Here is an 18,397-nt window from a genome sequence, read left to right on the forward strand (position 1 = left end):
CCCCTGATCTCAAAGGTGCAATGATGCAAGACGCAGAATTTCATTTTGCGTCGTGGTTTTGGTCTCAACAATTCCGGCAACCAGCCCGTTGCTCATAACCAGAATACGGTCGGTAATTCCCAGCAGCTCCGGCATTTCAGAAGAGATAATAATGATGCCCTTATCTTTTTTAGCCAGTTCGGCAATCAGCTGGTAAATTTCAAATTTCGCGCCGACGTCAATTCCGCGGGTCGGTTCATCAAGCATTAATATTTCCGGTTGGGTTAATAACCAACGGCCGATAATAACCTTCTGCTGATTCCCGCCGGAAAGCGAACCGATTTGCGTTTGATGACCTGGCGTTTTTACACGCATGGAATCGATAACCCATTGGGTATCGCTTTTCATCCGTGAATTGTCCAACAGGCCGACCTTGTTTTTATACTTCTTGATATTTGATATCAGCGAGTTAAAACCAATATCGAGATAAGCATAAATCCCCGTCGAACGACGCTCTTCGGTTACCAGCGCAAAGCCGTGGTTAATCGCTTCGTTAGCGCTATGGTTATTAATTTTTTTACCATGCAGGGTAATAGTGCCGCTGGCCTTTTCGCGGATGCCAAACAGCGTTTCAACGATATCGGTACGCTTCGCGCCTACCAGCCCGGCAATACCGAGAATTTCGCCCTTATGCAGATCGAACGAGACATCGCGGATCGACGGCTGGCGCAGCGAGGTCAGGTTACGAACTTCAAGGATTACTTCGCCCGGTTTGTTTTGTTTATCCGGAAAACGCTGGTTCAGCGAACGGCCAACCATCATCGCAATGATCTTATCCATATCCAGCCCTTCCAGCGGCTGGGTGGCAATCCACTGACCATCGCGCAGGATAGTAATCTCATCGCAGAGCTGGAATATCTCCTCCATTTTATGGGAGATATAAACAATGCCGCAGCCACGCTCTTTCAGCTTGCGGATTATTTTAAACAGGTGATTGACCTCTTTTTCGGTCAGCGATGAGGTAGGCTCATCCATAATGACTATTTTGGCGTCATAGGAGAACGCCTTCGCAATTTCAATCATCTGCATCTGCGATACCGATAACGTCCCCACGCGAGCGCGCGGGTCAATATCAATATCCAGTTCATCAAATATCGCTTTGGTATCGCGATACATTTTATCCTGATCGACAAACATACCTTTGGTGGGGTAACGCCCCAGCCACATGTTGTCCATGACCGAACGTTGTAGAACCAGGTTTAACTCCTGGTGCACCATTGAAATACCGTTCTCCAGGGCTTCTTTCGCCGAATGGAAATCGATCTCTTTTCCCTGAAAAAGAATACTGCCGGAATCTTTTTGATAGATCCCAAATAAGCATTTTAATAATGTCGATTTACCCGCGCCATTCTCCCCCATTAATGCATGGATTGAGTGCGGACGAACCTTCAGGTTGACATTATCAAGAGCTTTCACGCCGGGGAAAGATTTGTTGATGTCGCTCATTTCCAACAAATATTCGCCCGACTGTACGCTATTATTGCTGACCATAGTTATACCTGGCTGCGTTCGTGCCGATCCGCGACGATAAGTTATATCGCAGCAAAATCGGCTTCGGTATCAGGAATAATCGGGCGCGCTGAACGCGCCCGCAATGCATGTAAAACTTATTTACCGATAAACTGGCTGAGGTTGTCTTTATCGACGCCTACGTATGGTACGCGGACAATCTTATTCTCAATTTTCCAGTTGGTGCCAGCAGCAGGCTCTTTGCCGTCAGCCAGGTTCTTCGCCAGATCGAAAGTCGCTTTCGCCTGGTTGTTGGCATCGTTCAGCACGGTACCGGCCATCGCGCCGGATTTCACCAGCGCCAGCGCTTCTGGCAGGGCATCGACGCCGAACACCGGAATGCTGCTCTTGTTATGCGCTTTCAGCGCTTCTACCGCGCCCATCGCCATCGCATCGTTGTTAGCGATCACCACTTCGATTTTGTTGGCGTTCGGACCGGAGAGCCAGGCGTCCATTTTATCTTTCGCTTGCGCGGTATCCCACATGGCGGTATCTAACGCCAGTTGCTGAGTTTTAAGACCTTTTTCATTGAGCTCTTTGATAACGTAGGAAGTACGCGCTTCGGCATCCGGGTGGCCCGGCTCGCCTTTCAACAGAACAAACTGAATCTGACCATCTTTATTCAGATCCCAGTTAGGGTTCGCTTTCCAGTGCTTAGCGATAAGATCGCCCTGGATAATCCCGGATTCTTTGGAGTCGGTACCTACATAGTAGGCTTTATCGTAGCTATCCAGTGCCTTGCGCGATGGCTCTTTGTTAAAGAACACCACCGGCACATTTTGCCCGCGCGCTTTGTCGATAACCGTACCCGCCGCCGCCGGGTCAACCAGGTTGATCGCCAGCGCCTTCACCCCTTTCGCCAGCAGCACGTCGATCTGATCGTTCTGTTTGGACTGATCGTTCTGCGAGTCATTCATCAGCAGCTTCACGTCCGGCGCAGATTTGCCGTCTTTTTCGATAGCTTTACGCACGACGGACATAAAGTTGTCGTCATACTTGTAGATCGTAACGCCGATACGGGTATCCGCGGCATGCGCTGCGGCGCCGAAAAGCATACCAGCCATGACGGCGGACAGAGCTAAGACCTTCTTATTCATGGAATCTCCGGTTTTATTATTTTGCATCGTTTTTTTTGGCGTGAAGATAGCTGGCGGGAGTTGTTACATTAGGGTTACCGCACAACGATATTCACAACGTTAATTCTGTCTTCCGTGTAGGGTAACGCTCCAGAAAAACGGCTTCATCAAGTGCCTAACCTATTGTTTAAGATGATGTTTAAACGCATCATCAGCACAGCCTGGTTCGGACTGGTCAACGCTGCCATCATAAACAGCGTAATGTTAATATACTGTGAATTTACTCACAGATTGAAAGCGGTTACATCGATGGATAGATTCAGTTAGTGATCGGCCCCACACTTTGCTTCTGCGTCACAGAATGGCGGCGCACCAGCGTGGGCATAAAACAGTGGCTGGCCTCACTATCGAGTTTTCCTGCCGCCCCTTGTAGCGCCAGTTCGGTAGCCAATTTGGCCATCGACATAATGGGATAGCGCACCGTGGTCAGCTGCGGATCGGTGTAACGGGAAATGGGAATGTCATCAAAGCCAATCAGCGAGAGATGCTGCGGCACAGCAATGCCGTTATCCTTGAGGGTGGTGAGCGCGCCGGCAGCCATACTGTCGTTATAGGCAAACACCGCCGTCAGGCCTAAATTACGCCCAAGCAGTTCCACCATCGCCGCTTCGCCGCCCTGCATATCCGGCGATCCCGAGCCAATCCAACTTTCCGGGGCGATAATACCCTGCTCCTGCAGCGCCTTACTCCACCCTTCACGGCGCAGTTCATCATCCTCAATGCCGTGGTTGGAAGAGAGATAGCCAATCCGCTGATGGCCGTGATTGAGCAGCATCCGCGTAGCCATGAGCGCGCCGCTGACGTTATCGAGACCCACACAGCGGTGCGCGAAGCCGGGTACAATGCGGTTAATCAGCACCATGCCCGGAATATGCTGCATAAAATCGCCGAGTTCGGCATCGCTTAACGCTTTCGAATGCACGATAAGCGCCGAACAGCGCTGGCGAATCAGCACCTCAATGGCGTTGCGCTCTTTTTCAGCTTCATGATAACTGTTGCCGATCAGGACATATTTCTGGTGCTGCTGCGCGACGGTATCCACCGCTTTCACCAGCGCGCCGAAAAAGGCGTCCGACACATCCATCACCACCACGCCGATGGTATCGCTAACCTGGGTCGCCAGCGCCTGGGCATTGGCATTGGGTCGATAGCCCAGCTGCGCGACCGCTTTCATCACCGCTTCCCGCGTATCCGGGCTCACCAGCGCGCTGTTGTTCAGCACCCGTGAGACCGTCGCTACGGAGACCCCCGCCTGACGGGCGACATCACGAATGGTGATCATGGAGACCCACCTTAATAGCATTACAATACGTCACACCCACCTCCTGTGTTCAGCAAGGTGGCTATTCTGGCAGTGACGCGCGCCGCGCTACGTGAGTGAGGTCACACCGCTGGAAACGGTTACATCCATTTTGTTAATGATTGTGATCGAGATCGTTATACGGATGTATCTCTTGTTGTTGTCCCTGAGGCTCTCAGGGTTAACTGACGCCATAGCCACTCAACGGGCCCCTGGCGGAAATGACGCAGCCAAAACTGCGAGAAGAGGAGATTAACCGCCCACACCGCCGGCACAAAGGCCAACAGCTGAAAACGGTCAAATTTCATAAACAGGCCGAGATGATAGAACAGCGTGGTGCAGATCAGGGTTTGCAGTAAATAGTTACTGAGCGCCATCCGCCCAACGCAAGCAATCGCGCCGACCAGACGGAAGCGGCATAATTGCGGCCAGAATCCCCACGCCAGCGCGGCATAGCCGATGGTTTGAAGCGGCGCGCCAAGTTCACGCGGCGCCTGCAGCAGAAAACCACACCAGCGGTAGTCCCATTGCAAGTACCACTGCGCGGCGATGGCCGGCACATTCACCGCCATCCCGGCAATAATCAGCACAAACCCGACGCGGCGGTAGTGACTAAGGCTAAACTGCCCTTTCAACCAGCCGCAGCGCATTAGCGCCGCGCCCATTAGCATCATCCCCGCCAGCTGCCAGCCGTACTGCACGCCCAGCGCCACCAGGTTATCGGACAGCATATCCGCGCGATTGCTCACCGCCTCCATACCGCCTTTGAGCTTCCAGAACTGTTCATACTGCACATTCGCGGCATCGGGCACCCATGACCGGCTGGCGCCGTTGGCGGAAATCAATCCCAGCAATACCAGCACCGCAATACCGATGAGATATAGCACTACGCCGGTATTAAATAGCGATTTAACGTGTTGGGCATCGCGTACCATGCGCCAGGCAATTAGCCCCACCAGCGCATAGGCCAGCAGAATATCGCCATCCCAGAAAAAGAGGCCGTGAATAAAACCAAGTAGGGCAAGCAGCGTTAGCCGTGACTGGATCCAGCGTTTACCGCGTACCAGCAGCATTTGTAATCCGGCGCCGAACAGCAGAGCAAACAGGGTGAGGAATTTCACCTGCGCAAACAGGTCGAGGATTGCCCAGCTCCAGGCGTCGCTCAGCGAAATACTCCCGGCCCATGCAGGATTAAGATAGGCCGCCTTCGGCAAGCCGAAGGCGGTGATATTCAGTAGCAGAATGCCGAGGATGGCGACGCCGCGAACGAAGTCCAGCGTGACGTTTCTCTCCATGCACCCTGCTCCGAATTAATTGTGGTGACGTACGGCGCGCAGGAACTCCTGGCGGGTATTCTGGCTGGATTTAAACAGACCGCCAAGCGAAGTGGTGGTCGTGGCGCTGGTCGCATCGCGGATGCCGCGCGCTTTCACGCAGTAATGCACCGCGTCAATGGATACCGCGACGTTACTGGTACCGAGCAGGGTCTGCAGCGCAGTGAGGATCTGCTGCGTCAGGCGCTCCTGCACCTGCGGACGCTGGGCAAAGAACTGCACGATGCGGTTAATTTTCGACAGGCCGATTACCGAATCTTTCGGGATATAAGCCACGGTCGCTTTGCCGTCAATCGTCACAAAGTGATGTTCACAGGTACTGGTCAGCGTGATATCGCGAACCGTCACCATCTCGTCAACTTTCATTTTGTTTTCAATAACGGTGATTTTCGGGAATCTGGCATAATCCAGACCGGAGAAAATCTCATCAACGTACATTTTTGCGATGCGATGCGGAGTCTCCATCAGGCTGTCGTCACTGAGATCAAGATTCAGCAGCTGCATAATCTCAGTCATGTGCCCGGCGATCAGACGCTTGCGCGTTTCATTATCAATTTCTTGTACTGGCGGACGCAGCGGCGTCTCCAGCCCACGAGCGACCAGCGCTTCATGAACGAGTATGGCTTCTTTACTCAATGATGACATTTAGGTTCTCCTGCAGGTGTGGCGCTCTTTGCTCTTCTGAGGGCAAAGTTTGCACTCATTGTGCGTGAGGTGGCGCACATAATCCAGTAGCCGTCACGATAATTATTGAAATTGGCGCAACCTTTCATTTTTACCGCTGCGGTTGGACGTTGTCGATGCGCCACGCCAGCGAGCCCCGCCGCTACCGCGCGCAATCATAAGTACTGTAGATGTTCTGAGATGTTCTTTATAACTCGTATTAATGATGCAATAGCTTTGCGCGACGGGAAAGTGAAAGTTGCTCACCGGTTAATGAAATATCTGTATTATTAAGCATTACACATAGATACCCGAGGAGCCCTGCATGGAACTGCTTGAAGAGCATCGCTGTTACGAGGGTCGACAGCAACGCTGGCGTCATCACTCCAGTACCCTGAACTGCGCCATGACGTTTAGCATCTTTTTACCGCCGGCGACGGAAACCGCCCCGCCGCCGGTGCTGTACTGGCTATCCGGTTTGACCTGCAATGACGAAAACTTTACCACTAAGGCCGGCGCTCAGCGGATAGCCGCCGAACTTGGCATTGCGCTGGTGATGCCCGACACCAGCCCGCGCGGCGATGACGTCGCCGATGATGCCGGTTACGATCTCGGTAAAGGCGCAGGTTTTTACCTCAACGCCACTCAGGCACCGTGGGCGGCGCATTTTCGCATGTACGACTACCTGCGCGATGAGCTGCCGCAGTTAATTAACAACCAGTTTCAGGTCGCCGACCGTTGCGCCATCAGCGGCCACTCGATGGGCGGCCACGGCGCGCTCATCGTGGCGCTGAAAAACCCAGGGCGCTTTACCAGCGTCTCGGCCTTCGCGCCGATCGTCAACCCATGCAAAGTTCCGTGGGGACAAAAAGCATTCAGCGCCTATCTCGGCGATGATGAGGCGACCTGGCAGGAGTGGGACAGCTGCGCGCTGATGCAGGCAAGCCAGGCCGGGGATGCCATTCCGACTTTAATTGATCAGGGAGACGCTGACCAATTTCTCGGTACCCAGCTGCAGCCCGCGGTCCTTGCAGAGGTGGCGCGACAGAAACAGTGGCCGCTGAGCCTGCGTATCCAGCCCGGCTACGACCACAGCTACTATTTCATTGCCACCTTTATAGAAGATCATCTGCGCTTCCACGCGAAGCATCTTTTTAAGTAACCCCCTACTCTGCTCCGCCGGGCATCCTCCGCTTGCCCGGTTTTTTATCATCGTCAGGAACTACTTTGTCGCTACGGGCGATAATTTGTTATTTAAAACACAATACATATGATTTAGCATATATGTACTCCGATGATAATCTGGTCAACCATGATAAAACCTATCCAGCTGTTTAAAATTCTGGCGGATGAAACCCGTCTTGCCATCATCATGTTGCTGCGTGAGTCCGGCGAACTGTGCGTCTGCGAGCTGTGTGCCGCCACCGGGCAATCCCAGCCGAAAATTTCGCGTCATATGGCGATATTACGTGAGTCCGGACTGGTGCTCGACCGTCGGCAAGGGAAATGGGTCCACTATCGCCTCTCGCCCCATATGCCGGCTTGGGCGGCGGAGATCATTGCCGCATCCTGGCAGAGCATGAGAGAAGATATTGACGAATGGCGCAAGAAATCAGCGTGTAGCACCTGTTGATACATATATATAAACGCATATATTGGAGTAGGAAATGTTGTTGGCAGGTAGTCTCTTTTTATTCACGCTGGTGTTGGTTATCTGGCAGCCCCGGGGCCTCAGCATCGGCTGGAGCGCGAGTATTGGCGCAGTGCTGGCGCTGGTCAGCGGCGTTATTCATCCCAGTGATATTCCTGTGGTCTGGAATATCGTCTGGAACGCAACTGCGACTTTTATCGCGGTAATTATCATCAGCCTGCTGCTCGATGAATCGGGCTTTTTTGAATGGGCCGCGCTGCATGTCTCCCGCTGGGGCAACGGGCGCGGTCGTCTGCTGTTTAGCTGGATTATCCTGTTAGGCGCGACCGTTGCGGCGCTGTTTGCTAACGATGGCGCAGCGCTCATTCTGACTCCCATCGTCATTGCCATGCTGCTCGCTCTGGGGTTCAGCAAAAGGACAACATTGGCCTTTGTCATGGCAGCCGGGTTTATTGCCGATACCGCCAGCCTGCCGCTTATCGTTTCTAATCTGGTAAACATTGTCTCTGCTGACTTCTTCCGGCTTGGTTTTACGCAATACGCCTCTGTAATGGTTCCTGTTGATATTGCTGCCATCGCGGCCACGCTGGGCATGCTGCATCTGTTTTTCCGCCGGGATATACCGGCAACCTACAACGTCACTTTGCTGAAAACGCCTGCCAGCGCGATTAAAGATCCCGCAACCTTCAAGGCTGGCTGGGTTGTTCTGCTTTTGTTGCTGGTTGGTTTCTTTGTTCTTGAACCGCTGGGGCTGCCCGTTAGCGCCATCGCCGCTGTCGGAGCCGCTGTTCTGTTTGCCGTTGCGAAAAAAGGTCACGCTATCAATACCGGTAAAGTATTGCGCGGCGCGCCCTGGCAGATCGTTATTTTCTCGCTGGGTATGTACCTGGTGGTCTACGGTCTGCGCAATGCGGGCTTAACGGAATATCTGTCGGGTGTCCTGAATATGCTGGCGGATAAGGGACTGCTGGCGGCAACGTTTGGCACGGGCTTCCTGACAGCTTTCCTGTCGTCGGTAATGAACAATATGCCAACGGTCCTGGTGGGCGCGCTGTCGATTGAAGGAAGCACCGCTTCTGGCGTTATCAAAGAAGCGATGATCTACGCCAACGTGATTGGGTGCGATTTAGGCCCCAAAATCACGCCAATAGGCAGTCTGGCGACCCTGCTGTGGCTGCACGTACTGTCGCAGAAGAGTATGACCATCAGTTGGGGATATTACTTCCGCACCGGCATCATCATGACGCTACCCGTGCTGTTTGTCACTCTGGCCGCGCTGGCGCTGCGGCTCTCTCTCACTCTATAACGAGACACTTATATGAGTAATATCACCATCTATCACAACCCGGCCTGCGGCACGTCACGTAATACGCTGGAGATGATCCGTAACAGCGGTAATGAACCCACCGTTATTCACTACCTTGAAACACCGCCGACTCACGATGAGCTGGTTAAACTTATCGCAGAGATGGGGATCGCGGTGCGTACTCTGCTACGCGAGAATGTTGAACCTTATGCCCAGTTGGGACTCGCGGAGGATAAGTTCACCGACGAACAGTTAATAGAATTTATGCTCGCTCATCCCATCCTGATTAATCGCCCTATTGTGGTTACTGAACGGGGAACCCGCTTATGTCGGCCTTCTGAAGTGGTACTGGATATCCTGCCCGATCCGCAGAAAGGCGCTTTTAGCAAAGAGGATGGAGAAAAGGTGGTGGATGAAAGAGGCAAGCGGCTGATACCTGGCGGATAGCGGCGTACACGTTTTATCGGGGCTGCCGCCACTGAAGTTACTTCAGCGGCGGCTGACAGTTTATCGCTATCAGAAGCGGTAATCGACGGCCATAAAGTAGCGACGGCCATCTTCGGTATAGCTGTAATCGTCGCGGTTCAGATCTTTGTCGCCAACGTTAAGCACGCCGGAGCGCAGTTTCACGTTTTTACTGACCTGCCACGCGGCGCCGATATCGAACATGGTATAACCGCCTGGGGTTTTACCCGTCGCGCTTACCGCACGCTGCTCGCCGGTATAGTTGGCCGTGACGTAGAAAGACCAATCCTCCAGCGGTTTCCAGTCGAGGGTACCGTTAGCGGTGTGGAACGGCAGCGTCTGCAGCGGTTTATTGCCGCCGTTGCTCAGATCGCGACCATCGTTATAGGTATAGTTGACCGTCAGTTTCCACTCTTCGCCGAACGGAACCTTCACTTCGGTCTCCACGCCTTTAATCCGTGCTTTGTTGACGTTGAAGTAGCGGAATACCGGCACGCGCTTACCGTTCACGGTCTTCCAGCCGACGAAGTTCGGGTAACCCGGCGCCTCGCTGGCGCTGGAGGTGCGCAGGATGTCGATCATATCGTCAACGTTGTTCTGGAAGGCGGTCACGCTGCCTTCAACACCTTCCAGCCAGCCCTCTTCACCGCTGTAATACAGACCAAGCTCAAAGCTTTCGCTGGTTTCCGGCTTCAGATTCGGGTTACCGATAATGCTGCAGCTACCGCGACAGGAGTTGGTGGTCCAGTCCGGGTTCAATTGCAGCAGCGACGGCGCTTTAAAGGCCGTAGCCCAACCGCCTTTCACGGTCACGGTATCGGTGGCGTTATAGACCAGGTACGCACGCGGGCTCCAGTGATCGCCGTAGGTTTGGTGATCGTCCATACGGATGCCGGTGGTCAGCGCCAGCGGTTCAAAGATCCGCCACTCATCTTCGAGGAACAGCGCGTACTGGCTGGCGGAAGTCGATTTGCCGCCGCTGCTCAGGTTTACCGGATCTTTGAGTTTATCGTGGCGCCATTCACCGCCGAGGGTCACGATCTGGTTGATCATACCCAGCGGCATCACATATTTACCATCGACCGCATTACTCTCAGAAGTAATAGTGCCCGCCTGCCCTGGATTTTTGTTATCCACTTTCTCGCCGTAGAATTTCACTTCGCTATTACCAACGTCCCAGCGCCCGTTATGGGTCAAAGAGTAGTTCTGACGTTCGAGGCGGTTTTTGTCGAGCGAGTCTGAATCGCGATCCTGGCGATCGAAACCGTAGCCGGCGGTAATGTCCTGGTTCTCCGTTGGCGTCCAGGCGAACTCAACGTTGCCGTCGCGGCTGGTAAAACCTTCAATGCGCGGCGTTTCGCCCGCGGCGTTGCTGGAAGATTGCTGATCGTCTTTACTGCGTTTCGCCAGGCTACCGTAGGCTTTCATGCCCAACACGCCGTCAATCAGCGGGCCGCTGGTGAAGAACTGGCCGTTATAAGTGTCACCGCGATCGCGGTGTTCCTGAATAGTGGCATCGCTGCTGAGGGTACCGGTCCATTTCTGGCCGATTTTTTTAGTAATGATGTTGACCACGCCGCCGAGCGCGTCGGAACCGTACAGGGAAGACATCGGGCCGCGCACTACTTCAATCCGCTCGATGGAGTCCACCGGGATCCAGTTAAGATCGAAATCGTTATGGCGGAAGACAGCATTACGCGAGTTCACCCGTTTGCCATCGATCAGGATCAGCGTATAGCTGCTACTCAGGCCGCGAATACTCACGCCCTTACGGTTATCCCCTTCGTTGGTGAGCTGAACGCCAGGCACATCGCGCAGCACGTCCTTCAGGTTCTGCACCGGCTTACGCTGCAAGTCCTGTTGGGTGATCACGCTGATACTGGCGGGGGCATCTTTGACGCTCTGTTCAGTCGCCGCGGCGGTGACAACCAGCGTTTCGTCATCATTTGCGGCCAGCGCCGGAAATGCCAATGCTACGACGGACGCGCACAGTCCCGCCCGGGCAAAAGGGTTTAACCTGAACATACCAAATCTCCATGAGGTCAACTACAAATCAAACAAAGGGTGCTGCTTGCACATCCTGTCGACACGCGGCTCTGGCGGCTGCGCGCAAATTTTTACAGTCGATGTGGCTGGTCGCCCCTTGCCTTTCATGGTTGAGCGGCAAGATATGGAGATTGGCTTCATCCTGAATTTTCCGAAATGATAAGGATAATGATTACAATTATCAATACAATTATGAAGAAGTGTGTCCGTTTGTAAGTCTTGCAGGCATAAAAAAAGCCCTCTTTAAAAGAGGGCTTTATCGAAAGCGGCAGTGTATGAAGTTAGCCTTTAAAGCGTTCCGGGAACTTCATCTCGCTGTAGCGCACGAAGCGGGTACCTTTCACCAGCTTGTAACCAAACCAGATAACCAGGAACAGCGGAATGCCGATGTAGGTCGCCGCCACGCCGCCCCAATCAATGGTGTCCTTGAGGAAGGCTTCGTAGTTCTGGCCCAGCGTGATGATAAGGCACAGTACGAAAGCGAAGATCGGCCCCAGCGGGAAGAAGCCGGAACGGTACGGCAGGTTATTAATATCGTTACCCTGCAACACGTAGCCACGACGGAAACGGTAGTGGCTGATCGCAATCCCCAACCAGGCGATAAAGCCGGTCATCCCGGAGGTGTTCAGCAGCCACAGGTAGACCGTCTGGTTGCCGAACATCGAGGTCAGGAAGCACAGCGCCGCAATCACGGTCGTCGCATACAGCGCATTACGCGGTACGCCGCCTCTCGACAGCTTCGAGAAAATGCGCGGCGCTTTGCCGTCGCACGCCAGGGTATACAACATACGCGTAGAGGCGTACATACCGGAGTTACCCGCCGACAGCACCGCCGTCAGGATAACCGCGTTCATGATAGCCGCCGCAGAGAGCAGACCGGCGTGCTCGAACACCAGGGTGAACGGGCTAACGGAAATATCTTTAACGTCGTTACGCAGCAGGCTCGGATCGGTATACGGGATGATCAGGCTGATAATCAAAATCGCGAAGACATAGAACAGCAGGATACGCCAGAACACCTGACGCACCGCGCGCGGAATGTTCTTCTCCGGATTTTCCGATTCGCCTGCGGCAATACCGATGAGCTCGGTGCCCTGGAAGGAGAAACCGACAATCATCGCCACGCCGATCATCGCCGCAAAACCGCCGGCAAACGGCGCATCATCAATGCCCCAGTTGCTCCAGCCCGCCGGCTTGGCGCCTTCGAAGATGCCAAAAATCATCATAATGCCGACGATGATAAAGATAATCACGGTGGCAACTTTAATCAGCGAGAACCAGTACTCCGCTTCGCCGAAGCCGCGTACCGAGATCCAGTTCAGCAGGAACATGATGCCGAGGAATAAGGCGCTCCAGATCCAGCCGGGTGTATCCGGGAACCAGTAGCTCATCACCAGCTGCGAAGCAACGAGGTCAACGGCGATAGTCACCGCCCAGTTGTACCAGTAGTTCCAGCCTAGCGCGAAACCAAAGCCTTCTTCTACATAGTTCTGACCGTAGGTCGCAAAAGAGCCTGAAACCGGCATAAACGCCGCCAGCTCGCCGAGACTGGTCATCAGGAAATACACCATCAGACCGATCAGAATGTAGGAAAGCAGCGCGCCGCCGGGGCCTGCCTGAGAAATTGTTGCGCCAGAGGCAACGAAAAGACCTGTACCGATGGAACCGCCAATAGCGATCATGGTCAAGTGGCGCGCTTTTAGCTCGCGGCGGAGCGTGGGCGCTTCTGTGGTTTTAGTTTCCGAAACCATGTGAAAATGCTATCCATCCAAAAAATGAGGCGCGATTGTAGCAGACGATCGTCCATCCATCCGGTACAAATGCAAAGTTATAAGAGAGCTTCATGATCTGACACAAATTATTAGTAAAGCAGTAATCCTGCATTGGCGCATAAAAAAACAGACAAAAAATCGCGGCTTACGCCAGCGCTATACCTCGCAGTAGCGGATAAAACGCTGCAGCGCCTTGGAAACGTGTTTTTGCCGATGGCGAATACGCCACAACGTGCGCGTCAGGCGCGGTAACGGCAGCTTGAGCTCCACCAGCGTTCCGGCTTCCAGCTGTTCGGCAATCACCCGCCGTGACAGGCAGCTGATGCCTAACCCATGACGGACCGCATGTTTAATCGCCTCCGAGTTGCCAAGCTCCATGCCCAGTTGAAATGCGGGCAGATGCGACAACAGCACGTAGTCGACGATTTCCCGCGTGCCGGAGCCATGCTCGCGCAGGATCCACTGCGCTTCCGCCAGCCGTTGCAGCGTCAATTCGCCCTCTAAGAACGGCGAGTCAGGGGCGGCGAACACCACCAGTTCATCTTCAATCCACGGCTCGGCGATAATATCCGCCGCGTGGCACGGCCCTTCTATCAGACCAATATCGACGCGCAGATCGCTGACCGCATTAATCACGTCCTGGCTGTTGCCGACGCTCAGCTCCAGCGGTAGTTCGGGGAAATCGCGGCGGTAGCGGGCGATGATTTCCGGCAGAATATAGTTGCCGATGGTGCTACTGGCATAAACGCGGATAGCGCCATTATCGCCGCGAAACAGCTGTTCTATCTCTCCGGCGCGCTCCAGCAGGGCCAGCGCGCGCGGATAGAGCAAGCGGCCGTGCTCGTTGACCACCAGCCGTTTACCGACGCGGTCAAAAAGCTGAACGCCGAGTTGCCCCTCCAGATCGGTCAACGCCGCGCTCACCGCCGACTGCGACAGCGCCAGCATCTGTGACGCCTGAGTCGTCGACCCGCTTTTCAAAACCTCAGCAAAAACTTCCAGTTGCCGTAGCGTGATATGCATAACTCACCTGTGTATTAGCCCAAGCTGGATAACCGTCAACGCTATGTTGACATAAATCAGCAGGGCTGTGGCCTGAAGGATGAACGGTATATCACTTATTCCGATAGATTATAAATATATAATCAATTTTATTTTTAAACCAGCCAGTCGTATTCTTTGCCCAGACAAAGGAGAAGGTTATGANTCAGCAAAAACTTCCAGTTGCCGTAGCGTGATATGCATAACTCACCTGTGTATTAGCCCAAGCTGGATAACCGTCAACGCTATGTTGACATAAATCAGCAGGGCTGTGGCCTGAAGGATGAAGGGTATATCACTTATTCCGATAGATTATAAATATATAATCAATTTTATTTTTAAACCAGCCAGTCGTATTCTTTGCCCAGACAAAGGAGAAGGTTATGACAGCACTCACTTTACCCACTAAACATCGCACCCTGTGGCATTTCGTCCCAGGCCTGGCGCTGACCGCCGCGTTGACCGGCGCCGCCCTGTGGGCAGGCAGTTTTCCTGCTATCGCCGGCGCGGGCTTCAGCGCGCTGACGCTGGCTATCTTGTTCGGCATGGTGGTCGGTAACACCGTTTATCCAAAGATTTGGCAGTCCTGCGATGGCGGGGTGATTTTCGCCAAGCAGCATCTGCTGCGCCTGGGGATCATTCTGTACGGTTTTCGTTTGACGTTCGCCCAGATTGCTGACGTCGGCGTCAGCGGGATCCTGATTGACGTACTGACGCTTTCCAGCACCTTCTTTATCGCCTGTTTCCTCGGGCAGAAGGTCTTCGGTCTCGATAAACACACCAGCTGGCTTATCGGCGCCGGTAGCAGCATCTGCGGCGCCGCGGCGGTTCTGGCCACCGAACCGGTCGTCAAAGCTGAAGCCAGTAAAGTGACGGTCGCCGTGGCGACAGTGGTTATCTTTGGTACCATCGCCATCTTCCTCTACCCGGCGATGTATCCGCTGCTGGCGCACTGGTTCACTCCGGAAACCTATGGCATCTATATGGGCTCCACCATGCATGAAGTCGCCCAGGTGGTTGCCGCCGGTCACGCGGTTAGCCCGGACGCCGAAAATGCCGCGGTTATCGCCAAAATGCTGCGCGTGATGATGCTGGCTCCGTTCCTGCTGTTCATCGCCGCTCGTGTGAAACAGCTGGCGCCAGCCGGTAACGGCGAAAAGAGCAAAATCACCATTCCGTGGTTTGCCATCCTGTTTATTCTGGTGGCGGTGTTTAACTCCTTCCACCTGCTGCCGAAAGCCGTCGTCGATATGCTGGTCACGCTTGATACCGTACTGCTGGCAATGGCAATGGCCGCGCTGGGCTTAACTACCCACGTCAGCGCGCTGAAAAAAGCCGGCGCTAAGCCGCTGCTGATGGCGCTGGTGCTGTTCGTCTGGCTGATTGTTGGCGGCGGCGCGATTAACTTCGCTATCCACCACCTGATTGGCTAAGCAGTAAGTTTCTCGTCGATATTCATTCATTGCTGTAACTCTCCGGTTAAGCCGCTATCATTACCCTCCCCCCAGCGGCTTAACTGGAGTTTTTTTATGAAATACATTGGAGCGCACGTAAGCGCCTCCGGCGGGCTGGCCAATGCCGCCATCCGCGCCGCCGAAATCGAAGCGACCGCCTTCGCCCTGTTCACCAAAAATCAGCGTCAATGGCGCGCCGCGCCGCTCACCGATGACGCGATTGCCGAATTCAAAGCCGCCTGCGAAAAATATCACTTCGGCCCGGGGCAGATCCTGCCGCACGACAGCTACCTGATTAACCTCGGTCATCCGGTCGAAGAAGCGCTGGAGAAATCCCGCGAGGCGTTTATCGATGAATTAACCCGCTGCCAGCAGTTGGGATTAACGCTGCTCAACTTCCATCCGGGCAGCCACCTGCAGCAGATCCCGGAAGATGAATGCCTGGCGCGTATCGCTGAATCCATCAACATCGCGCTGGCGAAAACCGAAGGCGTGACCGCGGTTATCGAAAATACCGCCGGTCAGGGCAGCAATCTTGGTTTTAAATTTGAACATCTGGCCGCCATCATTGACGGCGTTGAAGACAAATCCCGCGTTGGCGTCTGCATTGATACCTGCCACGCTTTCGCCGCCGGTTATGACCTACGCAGCGCGGAGCAGTGTGAAAAGACCTTTGCCGAATTCGAACGGATCGTCGGCTTCCAGTATCTGCGCGGCATGCACCTCAATGATGCCAAAAGCACTTTTGGCAGCCGCGTCGACCGTCACCATAGCCTCGGTGAAGGCAATATCGGCCATGATGCTTTTCGTTGGATCATGCAGGATAACCGTTTCGATGGTATCCCGCTGATTCTGGAAACCATTAACCCGGATATCTGGGCGGAAGAAATTGCCTGGCTGCGGGCGCAGCAGACCGCCGAAGTGGCCTGAATTCAGGAACAAAAAAAGGGCCGATGAATCGGCCCTTTTCTATTGCGCTGATATTACGCCGCTTTTTCAACTTCCGCTGCCGGCGCTTCCGGGCGCTTCAGCACCGCGTAAGAGAGACCCGCGACCAGCGTACCGGCAATAATCGCCAGCAGATAACCCAGCACCGGAGTGATGGCGCCAGGGATCAGCAGGACGAACAGACCGCCGTGCGGCGCCATCAGTTTCGCGCCAACCGCCATCGAGATAGCGCCGGTCACCGCGCCGCCAACGATACAGCAAGGCAGTACGCGCATCGGGTCACGTGCGGCGAATGGAATCGCCCCTTCGGTGATAAAGCACAGCCCCAGAACCAGCGCCGCTTTACCGCCTTCACGCTGCGATTTATCGAACTTGTTACGAGCAATCAGCGTTGCCAGGCCAAGCGCCAGCGGTGGCACCATACCGGCCGCCATAATCGCCGCCATCGGCGCATAGGTTTGGGTACTCAACAGACCCACACCGAAAGCATAAGCCGCTTTGTTCACCGGCCCGCCCATATCGGTACACATCATACCGCCGAGGATCGCGCCCAGCAGCACCGCGTTCGCCGTCCCCATGGTTTGCAGCCAGTGGGTCAGCCAGGCCAGGATACCCGCCACCGGTTTGCCAATCAGGTAGATCATTGCCAGGCCGACAATCAGGCTGGAAATCAGCGGAATGATCAGAATCGGCTTCAACGCTTCCATACTCTGCGGCAGCTTCAGCTTGGTGCTGATTAACTTCGCCACATAACCGGCAAGGAAACCGGCGACAATACCGCCGATAAAGCCGGAGCCGCCGCTGACGGCCAGCATACCGCCGATAAGACCAGGCGTCAGACCCGGACGGTCAGCGATGGAGAAAGCGATAAAGCCCGCCAGTACCGGCACCATCAGCGCAAAGGCTGAACCGCCGCCGATTTGCATCAACGCCGCCGCCATGGTGTCTTTCACTTCAAACGCTTTAATACCGAACGCGAACGACAGCGCGATACACAGCCCGCCCGCGACCACCATCGGCAGCATGTAGGATACGCCGGTCAGCAGGTGACGATAGGCGCCAGCCGACTCTTTTTTACCTTCACCGGACGCCTGCGGTTTGCCGGATGGCTGGTACGGCTTCGCTTCCGCAACGGCTTTATCCAGCTCCTGCGCGGTTTTCTTCAGCGCCAGGCCGGTGGTGGTGCGATACATCGGTTTACCGGCGAACTTCGCCAGATCGACTTCAATGTCGGCGGCGACGATGACCAGATCCGCCTGCTCCACCTCTTCCGGAGTAATGGCATTACCCGCCCCCACGGAGCCACGGGTTTCCACTTTCACCCACCAGCCGCGTTTTTTGGCTTCGGTTTCGATGGCTTCCGCCGCCATAAAGGTATGAGCAACGCCGGTCGGACAAGCGGTAACGGCGACAATACGTTTCTGCCCCTGAGCGGCGGCCGGAACGGCTACCGCCGCTGGCGCAACGTACGGCTTAGCGTGGTCTTTCGCTTCGCCGAGGAACAATTCCGGATGAGCGACTGCACGGTTAATATCGCCCAGATAGACGTTTTTACCGTTCAGCGCGCTGTCAGCCGGCAGCGCGGTTCCCAGCACGATGGCCAGTTCGGCATCGTTCGGGTTATCAATCAGCTCAAGGTGCGCTTTCTGCGCCGCGGCGCTGAGCAGGGTCTTCGCCATGTAGGCGCGAGCCTGTCCAAGCCCGGCATCAATAATCAGCAGCGTTTTCATTAT

15 protein-coding genes are annotated in these 18,397 nt (G+C 54.6%); 6 read left to right on the plus strand and 9 right to left on the minus strand.

From position 1 onward, the window contains the following. Positions 1-9: 9 nt before the first annotated feature. From mglA to folE, 5 genes are all read right to left on the minus strand, one after another. Positions 10-1,530: a galactose/methyl galactoside ABC transporter ATP-binding protein MglA gene (gene mglA, locus AC22LX_RS07685; RefSeq protein WP_015365712.1), complete on the minus strand. Its 1,521-nt coding sequence runs from the start codon at positions 1,528-1,530 to the stop codon at positions 10-12. Positions 1,531-1,646: 116 nt separating this feature from the next. Continuing rightward, positions 1,647-2,645 (minus strand): galactose/glucose ABC transporter substrate-binding protein MglB, encoded by a 999-nt coding sequence (gene mglB, locus AC22LX_RS07690; RefSeq protein WP_045391288.1) that lies wholly within the window; start codon positions 2,643-2,645, stop codon positions 1,647-1,649. 298 nt (positions 2,646-2,943) lie between these two features. Further along, the gene (galS, locus tag AC22LX_RS07695; protein ID WP_045391291.1) at positions 2,944-3,966 is read right to left on the minus strand and encodes an HTH-type transcriptional regulator GalS; all 1,023 of its coding nucleotides are present in this window, start codon (positions 3,964-3,966) and stop codon (positions 2,944-2,946) included. A gap of 155 nt (positions 3,967-4,121) precedes the next feature. Further along, positions 4,122-5,279, minus strand: a complete 1,158-nt coding sequence (gene yeiB, locus AC22LX_RS07700; protein ID WP_049059510.1) for a DUF418 domain-containing protein YeiB — start codon at positions 5,277-5,279, stop codon at positions 4,122-4,124. A gap of 15 nt (positions 5,280-5,294) precedes the next feature. Then, positions 5,295-5,963: a GTP cyclohydrolase I FolE gene (folE, locus tag AC22LX_RS07705; protein WP_015365708.1), complete on the minus strand. Its 669-nt coding sequence runs from the start codon at positions 5,961-5,963 to the stop codon at positions 5,295-5,297. Positions 5,964-6,306: 343 nt separating this feature from the next. Between folE and fghA the strand changes: the two genes are divergently transcribed. The 4 genes from fghA (at position 6,307) to arsC (ending at position 9,385) form a co-directional block, all read left to right on the plus strand. After that, positions 6,307-7,143: an S-formylglutathione hydrolase gene (gene fghA / locus AC22LX_RS07710; protein ID WP_045391298.1), complete on the plus strand. Its 837-nt coding sequence runs from the start codon at positions 6,307-6,309 to the stop codon at positions 7,141-7,143. 150 nt (positions 7,144-7,293) lie between these two features. Continuing rightward, a complete protein-coding gene (locus tag AC22LX_RS07715; RefSeq protein WP_063447982.1) occupies positions 7,294-7,614 on the plus strand; it encodes a metalloregulator ArsR/SmtB family transcription factor in 321 nt (106 codons plus the stop codon). 34 nt (positions 7,615-7,648) lie between these two features. Then, positions 7,649-8,938, plus strand: a complete 1,290-nt coding sequence (locus AC22LX_RS07720; protein WP_047066123.1) for an arsenic transporter — start codon at positions 7,649-7,651, stop codon at positions 8,936-8,938. A gap of 12 nt (positions 8,939-8,950) precedes the next feature. Beyond that, on the plus strand, positions 8,951-9,385 hold the full coding sequence (arsC, locus tag AC22LX_RS07725) for a glutaredoxin-dependent arsenate reductase (RefSeq protein WP_049059512.1): 435 nt from the start codon (positions 8,951-8,953) through the stop codon (positions 9,383-9,385). 69 nt (positions 9,386-9,454) lie between these two features. Here arsC and cirA read toward each other — a convergent pair whose 3' ends face one another. The 3 genes from cirA to yieE all read right to left on the minus strand — a co-directional run bounded on the left by cirA (position 9,455) and on the right by yieE (position 14,244). Beyond that, positions 9,455-11,428, minus strand: coding sequence for a catecholate siderophore receptor CirA (gene cirA / locus AC22LX_RS07730; protein ID WP_045391307.1), 1,974 nt, complete (start codon positions 11,426-11,428; stop codon positions 9,455-9,457). A gap of 302 nt (positions 11,429-11,730) precedes the next feature. Then, entirely contained in the window at positions 11,731-13,200 is a 1,470-nt protein-coding gene (locus AC22LX_RS07735; protein ID WP_015365702.1) for an amino acid permease, read from the minus strand. Between the two features lie 177 nt (positions 13,201-13,377). Continuing rightward, positions 13,378-14,244 carry a DNA-binding transcriptional regulator YeiE gene (yieE, locus tag AC22LX_RS07740; RefSeq protein ID WP_015365699.1) on the minus strand — a complete coding sequence of 289 codons (867 nt, stop codon included), beginning with the start codon at positions 14,242-14,244 and terminating at the stop codon, positions 13,378-13,380. A gap of 401 nt (positions 14,245-14,645) precedes the next feature. Here yieE and AC22LX_RS07745 point away from each other — a divergent pair, with 401 nt between their 5' ends. Beyond that, positions 14,646-15,695 (plus strand): YeiH family protein, encoded by a 1,050-nt coding sequence (locus AC22LX_RS07745; RefSeq protein WP_045391310.1) that lies wholly within the window; start codon positions 14,646-14,648, stop codon positions 15,693-15,695. 96 nt (positions 15,696-15,791) lie between these two features. Next, a complete protein-coding gene (gene nfo / locus AC22LX_RS07750; RefSeq protein ID WP_487333896.1) occupies positions 15,792-16,646 on the plus strand; it encodes a deoxyribonuclease IV in 855 nt (284 codons plus the stop codon). A 53-nt stretch (positions 16,647-16,699) separates the two neighbouring features. Here the strand turns inward: nfo and fruA are convergent, their stop codons facing one another. Next, a complete protein-coding gene (fruA, locus tag AC22LX_RS07755) occupies positions 16,700-18,394 on the minus strand; it encodes a PTS fructose transporter subunit IIBC (protein WP_487333897.1) in 1,695 nt (564 codons plus the stop codon). Positions 18,395-18,397 lie beyond the last annotated feature (3 nt).

Source organism: Klebsiella sp. PK01 (assembly GCF_057624675.1).

What these genes read in the sequence shown, in the direction of transcription:
- mglA (WP_015365712.1), bottom strand. Translation starts at nt 1,530, where the DNA reads ATGGTCAGCAATAATAGCGTACAGTCGGGCGAATATTTGTTGGAAATG.
- mglB (WP_045391288.1), bottom strand. Translation starts at nt 2,645, where the DNA reads ATGAATAAGAAGGTCTTAGCTCTGTCCGCCGTCATGGCTGGTATGCTT.
- galS (WP_045391291.1), bottom strand. Translation starts at nt 3,966, where the DNA reads ATGATCACCATTCGTGATGTCGCCCGTCAGGCGGGGGTCTCCGTAGCG.
- yeiB (WP_049059510.1), bottom strand. Translation starts at nt 5,279, where the DNA reads ATGGAGAGAAACGTCACGCTGGACTTCGTTCGCGGCGTCGCCATCCTC.
- folE (WP_015365708.1), bottom strand. Translation starts at nt 5,963, where the DNA reads ATGTCATCATTGAGTAAAGAAGCCATACTCGTTCATGAAGCGCTGGTC.
- fghA (WP_045391298.1), top strand. Translation starts at nt 6,307, where the DNA reads ATGGAACTGCTTGAAGAGCATCGCTGTTACGAGGGTCGACAGCAACGC.
- AC22LX_RS07715 (WP_063447982.1), top strand. Translation starts at nt 7,294, where the DNA reads ATGATAAAACCTATCCAGCTGTTTAAAATTCTGGCGGATGAAACCCGT.
- AC22LX_RS07720 (WP_047066123.1), top strand. Translation starts at nt 7,649, where the DNA reads ATGTTGTTGGCAGGTAGTCTCTTTTTATTCACGCTGGTGTTGGTTATC.
- arsC (WP_049059512.1), top strand. Translation starts at nt 8,951, where the DNA reads ATGAGTAATATCACCATCTATCACAACCCGGCCTGCGGCACGTCACGT.
- cirA (WP_045391307.1), bottom strand. Translation starts at nt 11,428, where the DNA reads ATGTTCAGGTTAAACCCTTTTGCCCGGGCGGGACTGTGCGCGTCCGTC.
- AC22LX_RS07735 (WP_015365702.1), bottom strand. Translation starts at nt 13,200, where the DNA reads ATGGTTTCGGAAACTAAAACCACAGAAGCGCCCACGCTCCGCCGCGAG.
- yieE (WP_015365699.1), bottom strand. Translation starts at nt 14,244, where the DNA reads ATGCATATCACGCTACGGCAACTGGAAGTTTTTGCTGAGGTTTTGAAA.
- AC22LX_RS07745 (WP_045391310.1), top strand. Translation starts at nt 14,646, where the DNA reads ATGACAGCACTCACTTTACCCACTAAACATCGCACCCTGTGGCATTTC.
- nfo (WP_487333896.1), top strand. Translation starts at nt 15,792, where the DNA reads ATGAAATACATTGGAGCGCACGTAAGCGCCTCCGGCGGGCTGGCCAAT.
- fruA (WP_487333897.1), bottom strand. Translation starts at nt 18,394, where the DNA reads ATGAAAACGCTGCTGATTATTGATGCCGGGCTTGGACAGGCTCGCGCC.